This window comes from Nocardioides sp. NPDC058538 (assembly GCF_042719275.1).
Classification (GTDB): domain Bacteria; phylum Actinomycetota; class Actinomycetes; order Propionibacteriales; family Nocardioidaceae; genus Nocardioides.
In genome coordinates, this window is the sequence record NZ_JBHXNY010000002.1 from 132,779 (window position 1) to 151,797 (window position 19,019).

Genomic DNA, 19,019 nt, shown 5'->3' on the forward strand with positions numbered 1-19,019 from the left:
GTCAGCGCCATGTGGCCAGCCCGCGGTCGATGACCACGGTGCCGTCCTCCTTCCTGGTCTGGAAGGCGGTCGTCAGCTCGTCGACCCGCCACATCGCGACCTGCAGGGTCTCGCCCGGAAGGACCGGCGAGGAGAACCGGCCGGCCATCGAGGCCATCGCGTCTCCGTCGCCTCCGGCGATCGCGTCTCCGTCGCCTCCGGCGATCGTGCCGATCAGCGCCCGGCCGGTGACCCCGTACGTGCACAGCCCGTGCAGGATCGGGCGCGCGAAGCCGCCGCGCGCGGCGAAGCGCGGGTCCGAGTGCAGGGGGTTGCGGTCGCCGCTGAGCCGGTAGAGCAGCGCCTGGCCGGGCCAGGTCGGCATCGTCACCAGCTCGTCGGGATCGCGCTCGGGGATCGGCGAGGCGACCCTGGGCCCGGGGTCGCCGCCGAACCCGCCTTCGCCCCTGATGAACACGGAGCTGCGCGTGGTCACGACGGCTTCGCCCGTCGCCGGGTCGACCGCCTCGGCCTCGCTCGCGACCAGCGCTCCCGAGCCCTTGTCGTACATGCCGGTCACCTGGGACGTCAGCGAGACGGTCCCTTCCGCGGTCAGGGGCCGGTGCAGGACGACCTCCTGCTCGGCGTGGACCAGCATGGCCGGGTTGAAGTCGCCCATCCTCCTCCCGCCGCGCCTGGCGCCCCAGGTGACCATCACCCCGAACGTCGGCAGCACCTTCTGCTCCGGGCACGCGTCGTCGCCGTGCTCGCTGGTGTAGCTCAGGTCGGTCAGCGGGTCGTCGTGCCCGGCACCGACGCCGAGGGCGTACAGCAGCGTGTCCGCACCGGTCCAGGACCGCTCCTCGGGCTCGGAGCGTACGCCGATGACTGACTGGTCCAGACTCATGCCTCGGGCGTCCTTCCGCTGGTGAGCGAGTTCGCCCGGGCCTCCGCGATCATGCTGGGCAGCACCACGTCGAGCTCCTCGACGGTCCACGGGCCGTCCTTCTCCTCGGTCGGGCCGGCGACCCAGCCCTCGGCCACGCTCACGTGCCCGCCGCGTACGTTGAAGACGCGCCCGGTGACGTCGCGCGCGGACTTCGAGGCCAGCCAGGCGACCACGGGGGAGACGTTCTCCGGTGCGCCCGGGTTCCACTCGCCCTCGACCACCTGGGGCCGGCTGGGGTTGAGGTTCTCGGTCATCCGGGTCAGCGCCGCGGGGGCGATCGCGTTGACGGTGATGCCGTAGCGGCGCAGCTCCTGGGCGGCGATGACGGTCATTGCCGCGATGCCGGCCTTGGCGGCGCCGTAGTTGATCTGCCCCGGGTTGCCGTAGATCCCGGAGGAGGAGGTGGTGTTGATGATCCGGGCGTCCACGTCCTCACCCTGCTTGGAGAGCTCGCGCCAGTGCTGGGCGGCCACGCTCATCGGTGCGAAGGTGCCGCGCAGGTGGACCTTGATGACCGCGTCCCACTCGTCGATGGACATGTTGACCAGCATCCGGTCGCGCAGGATCCCGGCGTTGTTGACCAGTACGTCGACCCTGCCCCACTCGTTGAGGGCGTCCTGGAACAGCTTCTGGGCGCCCTCGGGGTCGCTGATGTCGCTGCCGTTGGCGATCGCCTCGCCGCCGAGGGCGCGTACCTCCTCGACGACCTGCTGCGCGGGGTCGTCGGCCTTGCCGGTGCCGTCGAGGCCGGCGCCGAGGTCATTGACCACGACCGCCGCGCCGCGGCGTGCGAACTCGAGTGCGTGCGCGCGGCCGAGGCCGCGGCCGGCGCCGGTGATGATGACGACCTGTCGGTCGGTGCTTGCCATGGGTCTGCTCCTTCGGGTGGTGGGGTCAGTGCTGGCTCAGCGCTGGTTGGCGAGGATCAAGGTCGCCGCGCTCATGAACATGCCGCCGTTGCCGAGCACCAGGCTGGTGCCGACCCCGTCGACCTGCGCGGCGGCCTCGCCGCGCAGCTGGCGTACGGACTCCTGGATCGCGAACATCCCGTACATGCCGGTGTGGGTGTAGGACAGGCCGCCGCCGTTGGTGTTCATCGGCAGGCGTCCGCCGGGGGAGGTGTGCCCGTCGGCGACGAACGCACCCGACTCCCCGCGGCCGACGAAGCCCATGTCCTCCAAGCCGTAGAGCGGGACGTGCGCGAAGGCGTCGTAGATCATCAGGTGGTCGATGTCGGCGGGGGAGGTGTCCGACTCCTTGAACGCCGCCTGGCTGGACAACGTGAACTGCTTGCAGCGGGTCATGTCCTCCATCTGCGAGATCAGCGGCGTGGTGGCCGCCTCGCCGGTGCCGAGGATGTGGACCAGCGGCTTGTCGCTCCCGTGTGCCTCGGCGAACTCTCGCGAGGCGACGACCAGCGCGCCACCGCCGTCGGTCACCAGGCAGCACATCAGCAGGGTGAACGGGTCGGCGATCATCTTGGCGCCGAGGACGTCGTCGACGCTGACCTCCTCCCGGAACATGGCCCGGGGGTTGCGGGATGCCCAGCGCCGCTGGGCGACCGCGACCTCGGCGAGCTGCTCGAGGGTGTTGTCGGTCTCGTGCAGGAACCGTCGGGCAGGCACGGTGAAGCTCGTCGGCGGACCGGTGATCCCGTACGCCATCTCGAACTGCGCCATCACCGAGTCGTTGGCACGCGGATGCATCGGCGCGCCCACGCGGGACCGGCCGGACTCGCCGTGGGTCACCAGCACCACGTCGGCGTAGCCCGCCTTGATCGCCGCTGTGGCATGACGTACGTGGAAGAGGAACGAGGAGCCGCCGACGCCCGTGCCGTCGATGTAGGTCGGGGTGATCCCCAGGCTGTGCGCGACCTGGATCGGGCCGGGGATCGAGACCGAGGCGATGCCGTCGACCTGGTCCTTGGTCAGGTTCGCGTCCGCGAGGGCCCGGCGGGCGCCCTCGACGTGCAGCTCGAGGGTCGAGGTGGTGGGCAGCTTGCCGATGTCGGTCTCGGCGGCACCCATGATGACGACGTCGCGGCTCATCGGGCGTTCTCCTTCACCGGGGCGAAGACGGGCACGGCGACGCCGGTGCGTTGCTCGAAGCGCACCTCCACCGGCATGTCGAGCTCGAGCGCGTCCGGATCCGCCTCGACCAGGTTGGTCATCATCCGGGGACCCTCCTCGAGCTCGACCACGGCGATCACGGTCGGCACCGGGAAGCCGGGTGCGGGGCGGTGGGAGACGACGTACGTGTGCAGCCGGCCCTTGCCGGAGCAGGTGACCCACTCGAGGTCGGTGGAGCCGCACCGCGGGCACGAGGAGCGTGGGTAGAAGAAGACCTGGTCGCAGGGGCGGCACCTCGGCAGGTCGAGCCTGCCGGCGGCGGTGGCGTCCCAGTAGGGCTGGGTCTCCGGGGTCGCCCGCGGCGCGAACCGCGCCTGCGGGCCGACCTCCGGGGTAGCCGTTCTCACAGGGTGCTGCGTCATACGGTGCTTCCTTTCTCCCGCTTCCCGAGGGCGCGAGTGTCGAGGTAGTGGAGGATGGCCTCGACCGAGGCCCGGGCGGCCGGACGACGCTGGTCGTCGACCTTCGCGTAGACGTGGTCGGTCACCTGCTCGCGGGCCACGCCGTCGGCCAGCAGGCCGGCGACCTGGTCGATCCGGCGCTGCCTGTCGGCGATCCGCGCCCGCAGGTACGTCGTGGGCTCGCGTACCGCCGGCCCGTGTCCCGGGAGGAGGACCCAGCCGTCGTCGACCAGGCCGGCGATCCGGGCCATCGAGCCGAGCATGTCCGCGATGGTGCCGTCGGGGTGCGAGATGTAGGGGTTGAACCGCGCCAGCACCGTGTCCCCGGTGAGCATCACGCGGCGGTCGCCGAGCGAGAAGCTCACCCCGTCGGAGGTGTGTCCGGGGGTGGTGAGAGCGCGGATCTCGGTGCGCCGGCCCAGGTCGATCCGGGTCCCGTCCGGGATGGTCCCGTGCTGGACCCGTGGCCTGATGGGCGCCTGCCATCGCTCGGCCACCGCATGGGCGGCCTGGGAATGGTCGCCGTGATGGTGGCTGAGGAGGATCGAATCGACGCGGGCGCCGGCCCCGCGCACCACCTCGTCGATCCGGTCCAGGTGTTCGGGGTCGGTCGGACCGGGGTCGATGACCACGGCCCGACCTTCCCCGACGACGATCCAGGTGTTGGTGCCCTCGTACGTCCAGTGGTTGGCGTTCGGCGCGAGCAGCAGGTGGACGCCATCGGTGACCTCCACCGGCTCCTCAGGTCTCGGCGGGGCCCCGCCGACGTCCCAGATCGCGTCGATGCGGCAGGAGTCTTCCCGGCGGTACTCGTTCTGGACGGGAGGGCCGCTGCTCACTCCTGCTCCATCCAGACGTTCTGGAGCTCGCGGGAGGAGTAGTCCGGGTGCGGGTGGTAGTCGTGGACCTTGCCCGAGTACAGCGTCTGGGTGTCGTAGGCGTATAGCGGCAGCGGGGTGGAGACGTTCTCCATGATGTAGCGCTCGATGTCCTGCAGCGCCTTCTCCCGCTGCGCCTCGTCGGTGATGACGCGCTGGGCGGCGACCATCTCGTCGAGCTCCGGGTCGTCGACCTTCGACCAGTTGCGGGTGCCGGTGCTGGTGTACTCCGAGGTGAGGTACTCGTCGGCCGTCAGCATCGGGGTCTGCAGGCCGTACATGATGTCGTACTTCGTCTCGGGCCAGGTCGAGCTGACGTAGGTGGCGTAGTCCTGCTGGTCGATGGTCAGCTTGATGCCGATCTTGGCGAGGTCCTCCTGGACCCACTGGGCCTCGCGCAGGATGGTCTCGCCGTAGCCGTCGGTGGCGACCAGGTCGGCCGAGAAGCCGTTGGGGTAGCCGGCGTCGGCCAGAAGCTTCTTGGCCTTCTCGGGGTCGTACTCCAGCAGCCCGTCGACCTCGTCCTGGGGCAGCGCCCCGAAGAGGGTCGGCGAGATGGGACCGGTGAGGGAGCCGCCCGAGCGCAGGGCCTCGATCATCCCCTCCTTGTCGATCGCGTGCGCGACCGCGCGGCGGACCTCGAGCTTGCTGAACGGCCCCTCCTGGGCGTTCATGAAGACCCGGGTCTGGGTGATCCCCTTCTCCGTACGCAGCTGCAGCCCGTCGATCTGGCTGAGGAGCTGGTCGACCTGGCGCTTCTCGGTGGAGAGCGAGGAGATCATGTCGAGCTTGCCGCTGCGCAGCGCGGCGATCTGCGCCTGGGCGTCGGGGAGCACGGTGGTCTGGATGCCGTCGAGGTGGGGGAGGCCCTCGATGAAGTAGTCGGGGTTCTTCTCCATCACCCGCTCCTGGTCGCGCTTCCAGCTCTTCAGGACGAACGGGCCGGTGCCGATCGCCTCCTCGGCCAGGTTGAACTCGCCCTTGGTGCCCTCGCAGGGGAGGATCGCCATGAACGGGTTGGCCATCGTCTGGTCGAAGGCGGTGTTCGCCGATGCAAGGGTGAAGACCACGGTGTAGGGGTCCGGGGTCTCCACCTTGGTGACGCCGGCGACCAGACCGAGCTGGTGGCCGGGCAGGGTCTTGATCCGGTCGACCGTGCAGTTGACGTCGGCCGAGGTGAACTCGCGCCCGTCGACCGGCGGCTTGTCGTGGAACTTGACCCCCTGACGGAGGTTGAAGGTCCAGGTCTTCAGGTCCGCCGACTTCGACCACTCCTCGGCCAGGTCGCCCTCGAGCTCGCTCGAGCCGTACTCGACGTCCTTGCCGGTGCTCGGTGCGACCAGCCGGCTGTAGACGGTTCCGACGGCGACGTGGGTCATGTAGGACGCCTCCTTGTGGATGTCCAGCGAAGGCGCGTCGGCGGTGGCCGCGGTGTGCAGGATGCCGCCGTCCTGGGGCGGTCCGGCGTCCTCGACGATCTGGCCTTTCCCGGCGGCGGTTCCGCCCGCTCCGCAGGCGGCGGTCAGGGCGAGGCAGGCAGCGGCCGCGACCGCACCGGCGGTCCGGACCTGTGATCTCGTGAGGCGAAGCATGGGGTGGGACATCACGGACTCCTTGGGTGGGATGGGGCTAGCGGCGCTGTTTGGGGTCGAGGAAGTCGCGCATGGCGTCACCGAGCAGGTTGAACGCCAGGACGGACACGGAGAGGATCAGGCCGGGAACGACGGTCATCCACGGGGCGATCTCGAGCTGGCTGCGGCCCTCGCTCAGCATCCGGCCCCACGAGGGTGTGGGCGGCGGGGTGCCGATGCCCAGGAAGCTGAGCGCGGACTCGGCGATGAGGATGACCGCGAAGAGCAGCGAGCCCATCACGAAGAGCGGGGCCATCAGGTTGGGCAGCCCGTAGCGGAGCAGGATCCGTGGGGTGCCGCAGCCGACCGAGCGGGCGGCCTCGACGTACGGCTCCTCGCGGATGCGGAGCATCTCGCCACGTGCGACGCGGTTGATCGAGGGGATCACCAGCAGGCTGAGGGCGATCACGGTGTTGCGTACGCTCGGGCCGAGCAGGGCGGCCACGAACAGCAGCAGCACGATCGAGGGGATCGCCATCAGCGCGTCCATGATGCGCTGGAGCACGGAGTCGATCCAGGTGCCGCCGAAGTAGCCCGACACGACACCGACGATCAGGCCGATCGCACCGCCGAGAGCGAGCGTGGCGACCGCGATCAGCAGGGAGGTCCGGGCGCCGTAGAGCGACCGGCTCAAGACGTCCCGGCCGAGCTCGTCGGTGCCGGCGAGATGGCCGCCGACTCCCGGAGCGGTCAGGATGTTGACCCGGTCCTGGGCGAGCGGGTCGTACGGGGCGATCCAGGGTGCCAGGACGGCGACCACGACGAAGAGCGTGATCAGGAAGAGCGCGATGGCCCCGAGGGGCTGCTCCCTGGTGAACCGGACCAGACCGCTGCGGGATCTTGGGCGGCGGGCCGCGCGCGCGGTTCCGGAGATGGCGATGCTCATGCGGAGGCTCCTTCGTAACGGATCCGCGGGTCGATGACCGCGTAGAGCAGGTCGACCACGACGTTGACGAGGATGAAGATGGCGCCGTAGAAGATGACGCAGCCGAGGATGACCGGGTAGTCGCGCTGCCCGACCGCCTCGAAGATCAGCGAACCCATCCCCGGGATGGCGAAGATCCGTTCGAGGATGACGGTGCCGCCGAGGATGTGGCCGACCTGCAGACCGAGCACGGTGAAGACCGGGATCAGCGAGCTGCGGCCCGCGTGCTTCAGGACGACGACGCGCTCGGAGGCGCCCCGGGAGCGGATGGTGCGGATGAAGTTGGAGCCAAGCACCTCCAGCAGCGATGACCGCAGCATCCGGGCGATGCTCGCCATGGTCGCGGCGCCCAGGGCGATCGCCGGGAGCGCCATGTGGATGAGGTTCTGGCCGAGATCCTCGGTGGGGGAGGCGTACACCAGTGGTGGGGACCAGCCGAACCAGAGGGCCAGGAAGGTGATCAGGAGGAGCGCCAGCCAGAAGTTCGGCAGCGACATTCCGATGACCGCCAGGAAGCGCATGACGTTGTCGACGACGCTGTGATGCCGGATCGCCGAGAGCATGCCGAACGGCACCCCGAGAAGGATCCCGAAGAGGATGGCCAGCAGGCCGAGCTCGAGGGTGGCGGGAAGGCGCTCGAGGATCTTGGTCGTGACGGGCCGCTCGTCGTCGAACGAGTCGCCCAGGTCGCCTTGGACCAGCCCGCCCACGAAGTGGCCGAACTGGGTCAGGATCGGCTCGTCCAGGCCGAGCTCGGCGGTGCGCTGGTCGATCTGGGCCTGGGTGACGCCGGGGGCGTCGGCCAGCTGGAGCCGGACGGCGTCACCGGGGATCAGTCGGATGATGAGGAAGACCAGAGTGGCGACCAGGGCGAGCACGAGCAGGCCGTAGGTCAGGCGTCGTCCGGCGTAGAGAAGCATGCGATCACCTCGCGGAAGTGGGGTCGAAGAGGTGGCAGGCGACGCTGCGGGCGTCGCTCGAGGTGCCGATGGTCAGCAGCTCCGGCTCGTCGCGGTCGCAGCCGTCGACGCTCTGGTTGCAGCGTGGGTGGAACCGGCAGCCCGACGGCGGCCGTCGTGGGCTGGGGATCTCGCCGGCGAGGGGCGTACGCAGCTGGTGATGGGCGTCGGGGGAGGGGATCGACGCCATCAGGGCCTGTGAGTAGGGATGTCTCGGCCGCTCGCTGATGTCGTCGGCGTGGGCCACCTCGGCGAGCTTGCCGAGGTACATCACGCAGACGCGGTCGGAGATGTAGCGCACCACGTTGAGGTCGTGCGCGATGAAGAGATAGGAGAGCCCGAGCTCGCGCTGGACCTCCTTGAGCAGGTTGAGCACCTGCGCCTGGACGGAGACGTCGAGTGCGCTGACCGCCTCGTCGCAGACGATGAGGTCGGGGTCGGTGGCGAGCGCTCGGGCGATCCCGATGCGCTGCGCCTGGCCGCCGGAGAACTGGTGGGGGTAGCGCTCCAGCGCGAACGAGGGGAGGCCGACCAGGTCGAGCAGCTCCTTGGCGCGTTTGATCCGCCCGGCCCTGTCACCCATGCCGTGGACCACCATCGGCTCGGTCAGCACCTGCGCGATGGTCATCCGGGGGTTGAACGAGCTGAACGGGTCCTGGAAGACGAGCTGCATCCGCTTGCGGAGCTGCGTCAGCCTGCTCTTCGAGAGCGTGGCGATGTCTTGACCGTCGAAGGTGACCGAGCCGCTGGTCGGCTCGATCAACCGGAGGATCAGGCGCCCGAGCGTCGACTTGCCGGAGCCTGACTCTCCGACCAGGCCGAGGGTCTCCCCGCGCTTGATGGTCAGGGAGACGCCGTCGACGGCTCGTACGGGTGGGCGGTTCGGGGTGAGCAGGCCCTTGCCGTCGCCGAAGTGCTTGACGAGACCGTGTGCTTCGACGAGGGGAGCGGCGCCGGGGACGATCATCGGGCCACCTCCGCCATCGCGGCGAGGGCACCGCGCTCCTCGTCCGGACGCCAGCAGCGGACCTGTCGCCCGGCGACGTCGCGCAGCGGCTGGGGCGCGTCGCACTCGGGGCCGGCCTCGGAGCAGCGGGTGACGAAGCGGCAGCCGCTGGGCATCTCGTTGAGGGCAGGCACGGCGCCCGGGATCGCCGGCATCTCCTGGTCTCGCGGGGTGTCGCGTCGCGGGATCGCATCGAGCAGCGCCTGGGTGTAGGGGTGCTGCGGTCGGTCGAGGATCTCGTCGGCGGTGCCGGTCTCGACGACCTGCCCGGCGTAGAAGACGACCACCCGGTCAGCCATCTCGGCGACCACACCCATGTCGTGGGTGATCAGCATGAGCCCGACCCCGGTCCGATCCTGGAGGTCGCGGATCAGCGCCAGGACCTGGGCCTCGACGGTGACGTCGAGGGCGGTGGTCGGCTCGTCGGCGATGAGCAGGCGCGGGTCGCAGGCCAGCGCACCGGCGATCATGACCCGCTGCCGCTGGCCGCCCGAGAGCTGGTGGGGATACGCCTTGAACTTGGTCTCCGGCTCGGGGATGCCGACGAGCTCCAGCAGCTCGACCGCGCGCTCGCGTGCCTTCCGTTTCGAGACGTCGTGGTGGATCCGGTAGGCCTCGACGAGCTGGTGCCCGATCGTGAAGAGGGGATCGAGCGAGGTCATCGGGTCCTGGAAGATCACCGAGATGTCCTTGCCCCGCACGGCGCGCATGTCGTGGTTGTCGGCTCCGGTGATGTCCCTGCCGTCCCACGTGATCCGACCGCCACTGACCCGGCCGTTTCCCAGCAGGCCGAGCACAGCGAGCGCCGTGACGCTCTTGCCGGAGCCGGACTCGCCGACGACGGCGACGGTCTCGCCCGCATCGATCCAGAGGTCGACGGCGTTGAGCGCCTCGACCGTCCCGCCCCCGGTCCGAAACTCCACGTGGAGGTCCTCGATGCGCAGAAGCGGCACATTCGCGGACCCAGTTGGTGCTCTCATATCGGACCCTCCCGTTCGTGTCCGCGACCGGCTGTCGGTCGCCGATGTTGGTGGCTCAATCTAGAATCACGCTCTAGGATGAGATTCATCATTGGGTCGCCAAACGAGTGTGTCAAGGGTCACAATCCGGATATCGGACTTTCTTCCCGTGACACCCGTTCGGCGCAGGGTCGTGCCGTGACGTACGACGCAGGTGGCGCCGTCTCGGACGGCGCAGGAGGTGGAATGAGCGAGTCCGAACCCACCGAAGTGACAGGAGCTGCGCGTTCCACCCTGATCGTGGTCTGCCTGGTCAGCGCGGTGATGGCGCTCAACGCGAGCTCTCTCAACGTCGCGCTGCCGACGCTGAGCCGGGAGTTCGAGGTGAGCTCGGCAGAGGGGAGCTGGCTCCTGCTCTCCTACATGGTCGCCAACACCGCCTGCCTGCTCCTCTTCGGCCGACTCAGTGACGTCTGGGGCCAGCGGAGCCTGTACCTGGGTGGGCTGGTCCTCTTCTCGCTGGCGAGCCTGCTGGCCGGCTTCGCTCCGAACGTCGAGGTGCTCATTGGGCTCCGGGTGGTCGCCGCGATCGGCGGCGCGGTGCTCATCGGCAACGGCGCCACCCTCATCCATCAGGCCTTCCCGCGCTCCTCCCTGGGGGGCGCGATGGGCCTGTACGCCGCCTCGTTCCCCACCGCCAACCTGGTCGGGCCGACGGTCGGCGGGCTGATCGCCGACCACGTCGGCTGGCAGTGGGTGTTCTGGTTCAACGTGCCGGTCTGCCTGATCGCGCTGGTGGCGGGACATGTGCTGCTGCCGCGACCTGTGGTGGTCAAGCGCGCCGGCGGTCTCGACCTCCCCGGCAACCTGGTGATCATGGCCGGCGTGGTCATGCTGACCCTCGGGATCACGTCACTCACCGACCTCGGGTGGCTGCACCCCCTGGTGATCGGGTGCGTCGTGGGATCGGTCCTCCTGGTCCCGGTCCTGCTGTTCGTCGAACGGCGCGCGACGGCGCCGGTGCTCGACATCACCGTCATGCGCCGCGTCGGGAAGCTCTTTCTCGCGGGCTTCTTCACGGGGGCCGGAAGGTTCCCGCTGATCGTGTTGGCAAGCCTCTACTTCCAGAGCGTCGTCGGCGTCGCCCCGGGGACGGCGGGGATGATGCTGCTGCCGATGCCGGTCGGGATGATCAGCGCCTCACTGACACTCGGTTGGCTCTCGCGCCGCTGGACGCCGCATCAGATCATGTCCGGTGGATCGGTGGTGGGTACGTGTGGCGTCGCCCTGGTAGCACTCGCGATCCATCTCGAGCTGACCTGGATGGTGATGGGGACGCTCGCGATCGTCGGCCTGGCGACGGGTCTGTTCATCGGCACCAATGCCACTGTCCTCCTGGAGCGCGCACCCGAGGACGCGCTGGGTGTCGTCAACGCCACGCGGCTGATGCTGCAGAACACCGGCAACGTACTCAGCCTTGCCGTCGCCCTCACGCTTCTCGCCGCGATCCTGCCGCCCGGGCTCGGTGAGGCGGTGCTCGCCGCCAAGGTCCCGGCCGATGGTGTCGAGGCGGTCAACGCGGCCTTCACGCTGGTCTGCCTGTTCCTGCTCGCCCTCGGCGCGGTCGGAGCCTGGTACTCGTTCCCGCGCCGAGGCGATGTCGAGGATGCGAACCGGGGGTCAGGTGGTGACGTCGTGCGGCGCGGCGGGCCGCGCCGCTCGCGAGCGGGTGATGAGGAAGCCGAAGGCGGTGGCGAGGACGTACATCACGATGCTGTAGACCGCGGCCGGGATCGCGACGGTGGTGTTGTCGAGCACGCTGAGCGCGATCGTGAGGGCGACGGTGGTGTTGTGGATCCCGACCTCCATCGAGGTGGCGATCGCCCGCGCCTGGCCGAGCTTGAACACCCGAGCGCCGAGGTAGCCGAGGCAGAGGCTCGCGCAGCAGAACAGGGTCACGACCACGCCGACCTCGCGGAGATAGTCGGCGATGTTCTCCCGCTCACCGAGGATCGCGCCGACCGAGACCATGACCAGCACGACGATCGAGAAGATCCGCACCGGACGATCCGCCCGTGCGGCGAACGTCGCTGACCGGCTCCGCACCAGCATCCCGATGCCGACCGGAACCAGCACGATCGCGATGACCTGGACGACCTTGCCGAACTGCAGCCCCAGGGTGTCGCCGGCGCCGAAGTAGCTGATCGCGGCGTTGGTGATCAACGGGATCGAGACCGCCGCGAGCACCGAGTTGACCGCCGTCAGCGTCACGTTGAGCGCGACGTCTCCACGGAACAGGTGGCTGAACAGGTTCGCCGTCGTCCCGCCCGGCGAGGCGGCCAGCAGCATCACCCCGACAGCGATCAGCGGATCCACGTCCGCGACCAGGACGAGTCCGAACGCGATCATCGGCAGAACCACGATCTGGAGCGTGAGCGCGACGAAGACGGCTCGCGGGGTGCGTACGACCCGACGGAAGTCTCCCGGGGTCAGGCTCAGACCCAGGCCGAACATGATGATGGCCAAGGCGATGGGGAGGCCGACCGAGAGCAGGGCCGAGTCGTTCACTGTGTTCCTCCGTTGTGCGGGACGGCCGCCACGGTCGGCCGGAGAGATGTGCGTCACAGTGGACCATGTCGAAGGGGCGGGCCACACCCTTATCCGGACAAATTGCCGTACCGACGACGAGTCCGCTGCCGCGAGCCACCTTTTCGGCATGCGGCGGCTGCGTACGGCTCGGACCACTGACCGGACCACAACCGTTGGCCTGTCCTCGGAGGATCACTATCGTCCTGGGCGAATGTGACGCAGTTCACAAGACATCGACGTCGTCCCCCGCCTGAAGGAGCCCCCCATGCGCACCTCGATCACTCGTCGTTCCGTCCTCGCCTCCGGTGCCGCAGCCGGCGCCTCGGCACTGCTGGGCACCTCTGCTGCCGCCGCCGTGAACGCCCCGAGCGCCAGGGGCGACGGACTGGTGACGCCGGTCGCCGAGGTGCTCGACGGCGGCGAGCAGGTGACGTCGGTGCGGATCTCGTCGGCCTCCTTGGCCCGCGCCGAGCGGTCCTCGCTCACGACGAACACGTTCGCCGTTCACGTCGCGGCCACCAACCCGCTCACCGGCGAGGTCGCCTACGAGCAGGACCGGGTGGTCACCGCGGCAGGCTGGGCCCGCCGCGACGAGGTCACCCTGACGCTCGCGCACGGCTGGGGCGTCGCCGGCGGGGGCACGCTGAGCTACCTGGGGGCGTACGGGCGAAACGTCCTCCTGGACCTCGACTACACGATCACCCAGGTCGAGCCTCTGCGGGGCGCCGCGGGGAGTGGTCGGATCGTGATCGACTCCTTCCGGCAGGGGCCGCTGTCCGACCGGGAGGTCGACGCGTTCGACCATCACACGACCGCCTCCGGCTTGAACTACCGGTTGTTCTCTCCTGCCCGGGGCGGCGGCCCCGAGGGTGCGGCGCTCGTCGTCTGGCTGCACGGTGGCGGCGAGGGCGGTCTGCTCACCGACGGCTACGACTACTACGACAACGAGACACAGCTGCGTGCCAACCGGGGTGCGCTCGGGTTCGCCACGCCCGAGGCGCAGGCTCAGTTCGGCGGGGCGTACGTGCTCGCGCCGCAGTCGACGTCCGCGTGGATGCTCGACGGTGACGGATTCGCGCCGCTCGTCATGGAAGCGATCGAGGAGGTCGCCGCGACTCGCCGGATCGACCGGCGCCGGATCCACGTCGTCGGCTGCTCCAACGGTGGCTACATGTCGCTGAAGATGGTCGCCGAGCATCCGGACGTGTTCGCGACCTCGACGCCGATCTGCTGCGGTATCGGTGCCCGGGACGGCTCGGACACGTACTTCATCTCCGACGCCGAGCTCGCGGCGATGACCACGCCGACGTGGCTGGTGGCCTCGGCCGACGACACCACCCTGGATTCCTACGCCAACACCGTCTACGCGCACGAGCGGATCGACGGCTCGATCATGAGCCTGTACGACTCGGTCACCTGGGGCGGCAACAGCTTTCCCGGCCACTGGTCCTGGATCTACGTGGCGCGCAACGATCCGAGCCACGACGGACAGAGCCTCTGGGAGTGGATGGCGTCGACGAAGCGCTGACCCGTCCGCGTCACACGACGTCCTCGAGCAGGCGTACCAGCAGCCGGCCGGTGGCCGAGACGATTCCAGAGCCATTGACTCGATCATTTATAGTAAATCGAGTTACATGACTATCTCACCGTCTCCGATCCCACACAGGAGGTTCGCGTGGAGCGGCTCATCATTTTCGCGCTCGTCGGTCTCGCGGCCCAGGCGGTCGACGGGTCGCTGGGCATGGCGTACGGCGTCACGTCGAGCACTCTGCTGGTCGCGACCGGGGTCGCACCTGCGGTCGCCTCGGCGTCGGTGCACCTGGCCGAGGTCGGCACGACGTTCGTCTCGGGCGTGTCCCACTGGCGGCTCGGCAACGTCGACTGGAAGGTCGTGGCCAAGATCGCGATCCCGGGCGGCATCGGCGCCTTCGCCGGTGCGACCGTCCTCTCCAGCATCTCCACCGAGAGCGCCACACCCTGGGTGGCCGGCCTCCTCCTCGCCCTGGGCGTCTACATCATCGCCCGCTTCGTCTTCGGCAAGCCGCCGGTCTTCATCCCGGGTCGTCGCCCCGGGCTGGGTCTGCTCGCGCCGCTGGGTCTCTTCGGCGGCTTCATCGACGCCACCGGTGGCGGCGGTTGGGGCCCGGTGACGACGCCGACGCTGATCTCCAGCGGCACCCTGCACCCGCGCAAGGTGATCGGCTCGGTCTCCACCGCCGAGTTCGTCACGACCCTGTCGGCAAGTGTCGGTTTCCTCGTCGGGCTGGCCGGAGAGGCGCTCGACTGGCGCGTCATCGCCGGCCTCCTCATCGGTGGCGTGATCGCTGCCCCGTTCGCCGCCTACCTCGTCAAGCACCTCTCGCTGCCCGTCCTCGGCGGCCTGGTCGGCAGCATCATCCTGGTCACCAACGGACGTACGCTGCTGCGCAACTTCGAGGCCGAGTCGGTCGCTGCCTACGGCGTGCTCTTCGCCGTCGCTGCTGTCATCGTCACCATCGCGGTGCGCAAGGCCGGAGGCAGGCTCACCGGCTCCTCGGAACAGGAGCAGGAGCCTGCCTCCGAACCTGCCAACGCTTGACGGGGAGCCGTCACCGCGGCGCCCAGGACGCGAGGCGGGCGCTACGAGCCGCCACGGTGTCGGCGGGAGCGGGTAGCTTCGGGGCGACACGCTCGGGCGGCACACGTTGCCATCGACCAGCCGGACCATGCGCCGCCGGGTGCCTGCGGGAGAGGCAGACGCCCGGCGGCAAGGTCACCCATCTCAGCCGTCCACGAGGAGCAGGCTGATCTCGGGGATGAAGGTGACCAGGAGCAATGCCACCAAGAGCACGGCTGCGCTGGGGATCACCGCCTTGGCGACTCGAAGGACGCTCATCCCGGACAGCCCGCTGGCGACGAAGAGGTTGAAGCCCAGCGGCGGCGTGAGCATGCCGATCTCGAGGTTCATCACCATGATGATGCCGAGGTGGACAGGGTCGATCCCCAGTTCGATGGCGATCGGGAAGAGGATCGGCGCGAAGATCAAGATGGCGCTGGAGGTTTCCATGAAGCAGCCGGCGACGAGCAGGATGACGGTGACCAGGAGCAGGAAGGTCCAGGGCTCCAGGTCCATGGCCGTCATCGCCTCGGTCGCCTGTCCGGGGATGCGCTCGGCGGTGAGCACGAAGGAGAACAGGATGCCGTTGGCGATGATGAACATGATCATCGCGGACATACGCGAGGACTTGAGAAGCACCTCTCCAAGCGATTTGACGGACAGCTCGCGATAGACGAAGACCGACACGATCAGGGAGTAGAAGACCGCCATCGCTGCGGCCTCGGTCGGGGTGAAGAAGCCGCCATAGATGCCGCCGAGGACGATCCCCGGGAGCAGGAGGCTCAGGATCGAGTCCCGCATGGCCTGGATCTTCTCCTCGCGGGTCATGGTGATGGCCCCCTCGCCGGTGCCGTAGCCGCGGCGTCGGGAGACCACCAGAACCATCAGCAGCAGCATCACACCGGCGAGCAGCCCAGGGACGAGCCCGGCGACGAACAGGTCACCGATGGACTGCTCGGTGGCGATGCCGTAGACGATGAGCGGGATCGACGGCGGAATCAGGATGCCCAGGGAGCCGGAGGTGGCCACCAGACCGGTCGAGAAGTCCTTGCCGTAGCCGCTGTTGATCATCGCGGGGATCATCAGGGTGCCGACGGCGACCACGGTCGCAGGGCTCGAGCCGGAGATCGCCGCGAAGAAGACGCAGGAGAGCACCGTCGTGATCGCCAGTCCACCGCGGAACTGGCCGACGGCGGCCAGGCCGGCTTTGATCAACCGGTCGCTGATGCCCCCGTAGGACATGACCGTCGCGGCCAGCACGAACAACGGGATCGCGGCCATCGGGAAGCTGTTGAGCGCGTTGAAGAGCGTCTCGGGGATCTGGGTGAGCGGGATCGTGGTGAAGTAGAAGATGTAGACGAACGAGGTCAGTCCCAGCGCTGCTGCGACCGGTATTCTGGAGAACAGCAGGATGAACAGGGTGACGAACAGGGCGATCGCGGCGGCAGTCATCGGTCGTTCCCCTTGTCGTCCTCACCGGGCTGGTCGGTATCGAGCCGCTCGCCGTCGGCATCGTCAGGTTCGAGCTGGCTCTCGTCCAGAGGCGCACCGCCCTCTGCCTCCAGCAGAGTCTCGGCCGCTTCGGGATAGGGATCTCGGCCTCGGAGCATGCGTCCGAGGATCTCCACCGTGCGCAGAAAGAGCAGCGTGAAGCCGATCGGCACCGGAAGCATGACCACCCACAAAGGGAGATCCAGCGCGGGGGTGTTGGTCAGCCTCGAGCTCGGCTCGAACATCAACACCCAGGCGAACCACCCGACGACGCCGAAGTAGAACAGGGTGAGCAGGACGGCGACGTAGCCCAGCACGCGGCGGCCGCGCTCCTTCAGGAGCGTCGAGAGGATGTCGACGCTCACGTGCTCGTTGTGTCGCAGCGCGATCACGGCGCCGAAGAAGGTCGCCGAGATGACCAGGTAGATGATCGCCTCCTCGGACCAGAACAGGACCTGGTCGAAGAGCGTACGAAGCAGCACTTGCAAGATTGCCAATGCGGCGGCCGCGGCCAGGGAGCCGGCGGCGAGCACGTTCTCCAGCTTGCTCAGGACAGAGTTCAGCATGGACATCGTTTCCTCCAGATGGGGTCGGCGCTCAGCGCTGCTCGGCGAGCAGGTCGTCGATCAGGTCCTGGCCGATCACGTCGGCGTGCTTCTTCCACACGCGGGGGACGACAGCGTCCTTGAACGCCTGGCGCTGGGGGTCGGTGAGCTCGGCGATCTCCGTGGTGCCGGACTCCAGGATCGCCTCCTTGGCGTCCTCGTTGACTTGCGCGGCGCTTCTGCGGTTGAAGTCCGCGGCGCCGGCGGCAGCGTCGGTGACGCAGGTCTGGACATCAGGGGGAAGCAGGTCGAAGAACTCCTGGTTGATGACGTTCACATAGCCGATGTAGCCGTGGTTCGACTCGGTGACGTACTTCTGCACCTGGTTCATCTTCTGGGACTCGATGTTGGAGTAGGGGTTCTCCTGGCCGTCGATGACGCCCTGCTGCAGAGCGCTGTAGACCTCGGCGAAGGCCATCGGGGTCGCCTCGGCGCCCCAGGTGGTGAACTGGCCGCGAAGCACGTCGGAGGGCTGGATCCGAAACTTCACGCCGTCGAGGTCCTCGGGGGTGGCCATCGGGGTGTTGCTCGAGAGGACCTTGAGCCCGTTGTCCCACAGGCCCAGCACCTTGATGTCGCGGATGGCGAGGTCGTCGTTGTCATAGATCGCGTCTCCGACGGGGGTGCCGGGTGCGGTGATGGCGGGGACGTCCTCGAGCGTGTCGAAGAGGAAGGGCAGGTCGAGCACCTGCAGCTGGGGGGCGATCGTGGTGAATTTCGCGCTGGCAGGGGCTACCATCTGCACTGCTCCGGACTGGATCGCCTGCATCTCGTCCTCGTCGCCGTAGAGCTCGGAGTTGGGATAGATCTCCACCGTGAGCTGGTCGCCGCACTCGGCCTCGGCGAGCTCCTTGAACTTCTCTGCTGCCTGACCCTTCGGGGTCTCGGTGGTCGTGACGTGGGAGAACTTCAGTACGTAGCCGTCGCCGTCGCGGGCGCCGGCGCCCCGAAGGGCGCACGACGTCGTGCTCAGGACGAGGGTCATGATTGCGACCGTGCCGAGGGCAGCACGAACTGGTCGGTTGGAGAGCATGAAGAGTCCTTTCCACGGGCCTGCCGTCGGATACGGCGGTCCGTGACTGGAGAGAGTGGGTGGCGTCAGCGGGGGAGGCTGCGCCGCAGCTTGGTCCGGTAGGAGTAGTGCTCCGGCAGGAACTGGCTGAGTGCGAGCTCGACGGGTGTCCCTTCGGTGTCGGCATAGGTGCGCTCAATGCGCAGCAGCGGCTGCCCCGGCGGACAGCCGAGCTGTTCCTCGGCGAGCTCGGTGGCGGGGGCCACGGTGATGCTCTGCTCGGCGTCGGCGATCGGCGAGTCCAGACGGCTGTCGAGCAGCCCGATCACGGTGGCGCGGCTGCGCGTGCCCGGTTCGGTGACCTCCGGGAGATCGACCAGGAGGCGGCCGGCCTCCGGTGAGAGGTGCACCGTGGTCAGGCAGAAGGGGACGTTGTCGTGCAGCCGTCGGAAGACCACCGTCCAGACGATGTCGTTCTCCAGCCGCAGCCGGCTGGCGGCCGCGACGTCTACCTGGCGTCGCAGCGGACGGACCAGATCGAACTCCGTGTCCAGGGAGAGTCCCATCAGGTCCTCCACGGACCCGAACCTCCGGGCGTACTGGCCGCCGTTCTCGTTCACGAAGGTGCCGCGTCCGGGGACGCGATAGACGACGCCGTCGCTGACCAGCTCCTGCATCGCCCGGCGTACGGTCTGGCGGCTCAGCCCGTGCGTCTGGGCCAGCTCGGCCTCGGTCGGAAGGCGACCTCCGGCGAAGGACTCGCTCGCGATGCCGTCGCGGAGCTCATCGGCAAGGACCCGATAGGCGGTCTCGCCCTTCGTGGGGCGACGTGCGGGGTCTGACATGGCACCTCGGGTCGGATCGGGGCCGGACCGACGACGACGTTGGTCCGTAGCTTCGTCGGCAATGA

17 protein-coding genes and 1 pseudogene are annotated in these 19,019 nt (G+C 68.8%); 3 read left to right on the forward strand and 15 right to left on the reverse strand.

The annotated features are described in order from the left end of the window. Position 1: 1 nt before the first annotated feature. The 10 genes from ACFWQC_RS02610 to ACFWQC_RS02655 are packed head-to-tail and all read right to left on the reverse strand — an operon-like array spanning position 2 to position 9,780. Entirely contained in the window at positions 2 to 886 is an 885-nt protein-coding gene (locus ACFWQC_RS02610) for a MaoC/PaaZ C-terminal domain-containing protein (protein ID WP_378672653.1), read from the reverse strand. Further along, positions 883 to 1,797, reverse strand: coding sequence for an SDR family oxidoreductase (locus ACFWQC_RS02615; RefSeq protein ID WP_378672656.1), 915 nt, complete (start codon positions 1,795 to 1,797; stop codon positions 883 to 885). Before ACFWQC_RS02615 ends, ACFWQC_RS02610 begins: the two co-directional genes overlap by 4 nt. 36 nt (positions 1,798 to 1,833) lie before the next feature. Next, positions 1,834 to 2,976 carry a thiolase gene (locus tag ACFWQC_RS02620; RefSeq protein ID WP_378672658.1) on the reverse strand — a complete coding sequence of 381 codons (1,143 nt, stop codon included), beginning with the start codon at positions 2,974 to 2,976 and terminating at the stop codon, positions 1,834 to 1,836. Next, positions 2,973 to 3,419 (reverse strand): Zn-ribbon domain-containing OB-fold protein, encoded by a 447-nt coding sequence (locus ACFWQC_RS02625; RefSeq protein ID WP_378672661.1) that lies wholly within the window; start codon positions 3,417 to 3,419, stop codon positions 2,973 to 2,975. The genes ACFWQC_RS02620 and ACFWQC_RS02625 overlap by 4 nt, the downstream gene beginning before the upstream one ends. Beyond that, positions 3,416 to 4,297 (reverse strand): MBL fold metallo-hydrolase, encoded by an 882-nt coding sequence (locus ACFWQC_RS02630; protein ID WP_378672664.1) that lies wholly within the window; start codon positions 4,295 to 4,297, stop codon positions 3,416 to 3,418. The genes ACFWQC_RS02625 and ACFWQC_RS02630 overlap by 4 nt, the downstream gene beginning before the upstream one ends. After that, the gene (locus ACFWQC_RS02635) at positions 4,294 to 5,940 is read right to left on the reverse strand and encodes an ABC transporter substrate-binding protein (RefSeq protein WP_378672667.1); all 1,647 of its coding nucleotides are present in this window, start codon (positions 5,938 to 5,940) and stop codon (positions 4,294 to 4,296) included. The genes ACFWQC_RS02630 and ACFWQC_RS02635 overlap by 4 nt, the downstream gene beginning before the upstream one ends. Before the next feature lie 25 nt (positions 5,941 to 5,965). Then, positions 5,966 to 6,853, reverse strand: a complete 888-nt coding sequence (locus ACFWQC_RS02640; RefSeq protein ID WP_355019811.1) for an ABC transporter permease — start codon at positions 6,851 to 6,853, stop codon at positions 5,966 to 5,968. Beyond that, positions 6,850 to 7,812 carry an ABC transporter permease gene (locus ACFWQC_RS02645; protein WP_355225181.1) on the reverse strand — a complete coding sequence of 321 codons (963 nt, stop codon included), beginning with the start codon at positions 7,810 to 7,812 and terminating at the stop codon, positions 6,850 to 6,852. The genes ACFWQC_RS02640 and ACFWQC_RS02645 overlap by 4 nt, the downstream gene beginning before the upstream one ends. 4 nt (positions 7,813 to 7,816) lie before the next feature. Beyond that, entirely contained in the window at positions 7,817 to 8,818 is a 1,002-nt protein-coding gene (locus ACFWQC_RS02650) for an ABC transporter ATP-binding protein (RefSeq protein WP_378672672.1), read from the reverse strand. Next, positions 8,815 to 9,780 carry an ABC transporter ATP-binding protein gene (locus ACFWQC_RS02655; RefSeq protein WP_378672674.1) on the reverse strand — a complete coding sequence of 322 codons (966 nt, stop codon included), beginning with the start codon at positions 9,778 to 9,780 and terminating at the stop codon, positions 8,815 to 8,817. The genes ACFWQC_RS02650 and ACFWQC_RS02655 overlap by 4 nt, the downstream gene beginning before the upstream one ends. 282 nt (positions 9,781 to 10,062) lie before the next feature. Between ACFWQC_RS02655 and ACFWQC_RS02660 the strand changes: the two are divergent. Beyond that, positions 10,063 to 11,277, forward strand: a pseudogene (locus ACFWQC_RS02660) (MFS transporter); the annotation flags it as partial. 219 nt (positions 11,278 to 11,496) lie between these two features. Here the strand turns inward: ACFWQC_RS02660 and ACFWQC_RS02665 are convergent. After that, positions 11,497 to 12,384, reverse strand: a complete 888-nt coding sequence (locus tag ACFWQC_RS02665; RefSeq protein ID WP_378672677.1) for a bile acid:sodium symporter family protein — start codon at positions 12,382 to 12,384, stop codon at positions 11,497 to 11,499. Between the two features lie 286 nt (positions 12,385 to 12,670). On the opposite strand from ACFWQC_RS02665, the gene ACFWQC_RS02670 reads away from it, so the two are divergent. Both ACFWQC_RS02670 and ACFWQC_RS02675 read left to right on the forward strand, forming a co-directional pair. Next, positions 12,671 to 13,933, forward strand: a complete 1,263-nt coding sequence (locus ACFWQC_RS02670; protein WP_378672680.1) for a prolyl oligopeptidase family serine peptidase — start codon at positions 12,671 to 12,673, stop codon at positions 13,931 to 13,933. A gap of 147 nt (positions 13,934 to 14,080) precedes the next feature. Next, positions 14,081 to 14,983 carry a sulfite exporter TauE/SafE family protein gene (locus ACFWQC_RS02675; protein WP_378672682.1) on the forward strand — a complete coding sequence of 301 codons (903 nt, stop codon included), beginning with the start codon at positions 14,081 to 14,083 and terminating at the stop codon, positions 14,981 to 14,983. 183 nt (positions 14,984 to 15,166) lie between these two features. Here ACFWQC_RS02675 and ACFWQC_RS02680 read toward each other — a convergent pair whose 3' ends face one another. From ACFWQC_RS02680 to ACFWQC_RS02695, 4 genes are all read right to left on the reverse strand, one after another. Continuing rightward, positions 15,167 to 16,453: a TRAP transporter large permease gene (locus ACFWQC_RS02680; protein WP_378672685.1), complete on the reverse strand. Its 1,287-nt coding sequence runs from the start codon at positions 16,451 to 16,453 to the stop codon at positions 15,167 to 15,169. Next, positions 16,450 to 17,058, reverse strand: a complete 609-nt coding sequence (locus ACFWQC_RS02685; RefSeq protein ID WP_378672688.1) for a TRAP transporter small permease — start codon at positions 17,056 to 17,058, stop codon at positions 16,450 to 16,452. The genes ACFWQC_RS02680 and ACFWQC_RS02685 overlap by 4 nt, the downstream gene beginning before the upstream one ends. A 31-nt stretch (positions 17,059 to 17,089) precedes the next feature. Continuing rightward, on the reverse strand, positions 17,090 to 18,082 hold the full coding sequence (locus ACFWQC_RS02690) for a DctP family TRAP transporter solute-binding subunit (protein ID WP_378672691.1): 993 nt from the start codon (positions 18,080 to 18,082) through the stop codon (positions 17,090 to 17,092). Positions 18,083 to 18,195: 113 nt separating this feature from the next. Further along, complete coding sequence (locus ACFWQC_RS02695; RefSeq protein ID WP_378672694.1) at positions 18,196 to 18,954, reverse strand: GntR family transcriptional regulator; 759 nt, start codon at positions 18,952 to 18,954, stop codon at positions 18,196 to 18,198. Positions 18,955 to 19,019 lie beyond the last annotated feature (65 nt).

Bases quoted from the DNA above. Each gene is read 5' to 3' on its own strand.
- ACFWQC_RS02610 (WP_378672653.1), bottom strand. From the start codon at position 886: ATGAGTCTGGACCAGTCAGTCATCGGCGTACGCTCCGAGCCCGAGGAG.
- ACFWQC_RS02615 (WP_378672656.1), bottom strand. From the start codon at position 1,797: ATGGCAAGCACCGACCGACAGGTCGTCATCATCACCGGCGCCGGCCGC.
- ACFWQC_RS02620 (WP_378672658.1), bottom strand. From the start codon at position 2,976: ATGAGCCGCGACGTCGTCATCATGGGTGCCGCCGAGACCGACATCGGC.
- ACFWQC_RS02625 (WP_378672661.1), bottom strand. From the start codon at position 3,419: ATGACGCAGCACCCTGTGAGAACGGCTACCCCGGAGGTCGGCCCGCAG.
- ACFWQC_RS02635 (WP_378672667.1), bottom strand. From the start codon at position 5,940: ATGTCCCACCCCATGCTTCGCCTCACGAGATCACAGGTCCGGACCGCC.
- ACFWQC_RS02640 (WP_355019811.1), bottom strand. From the start codon at position 6,853: ATGAGCATCGCCATCTCCGGAACCGCGCGCGCGGCCCGCCGCCCAAGA.
- ACFWQC_RS02645 (WP_355225181.1), bottom strand. From the start codon at position 7,812: ATGCTTCTCTACGCCGGACGACGCCTGACCTACGGCCTGCTCGTGCTC.
- ACFWQC_RS02650 (WP_378672672.1), bottom strand. From the start codon at position 8,818: ATGATCGTCCCCGGCGCCGCTCCCCTCGTCGAAGCACACGGTCTCGTC.
- ACFWQC_RS02670 (WP_378672680.1), top strand. From the start codon at position 12,671: ATGCGCACCTCGATCACTCGTCGTTCCGTCCTCGCCTCCGGTGCCGCA.
- ACFWQC_RS02680 (WP_378672685.1), bottom strand. From the start codon at position 16,453: ATGACTGCCGCCGCGATCGCCCTGTTCGTCACCCTGTTCATCCTGCTG.
- ACFWQC_RS02685 (WP_378672688.1), bottom strand. From the start codon at position 17,058: ATGCTGAACTCTGTCCTGAGCAAGCTGGAGAACGTGCTCGCCGCCGGC.
- ACFWQC_RS02690 (WP_378672691.1), bottom strand. From the start codon at position 18,082: ATGACCCTCGTCCTGAGCACGACGTCGTGCGCCCTTCGGGGCGCCGGC.
- ACFWQC_RS02695 (WP_378672694.1), bottom strand. From the start codon at position 18,954: ATGTCAGACCCCGCACGTCGCCCCACGAAGGGCGAGACCGCCTATCGG.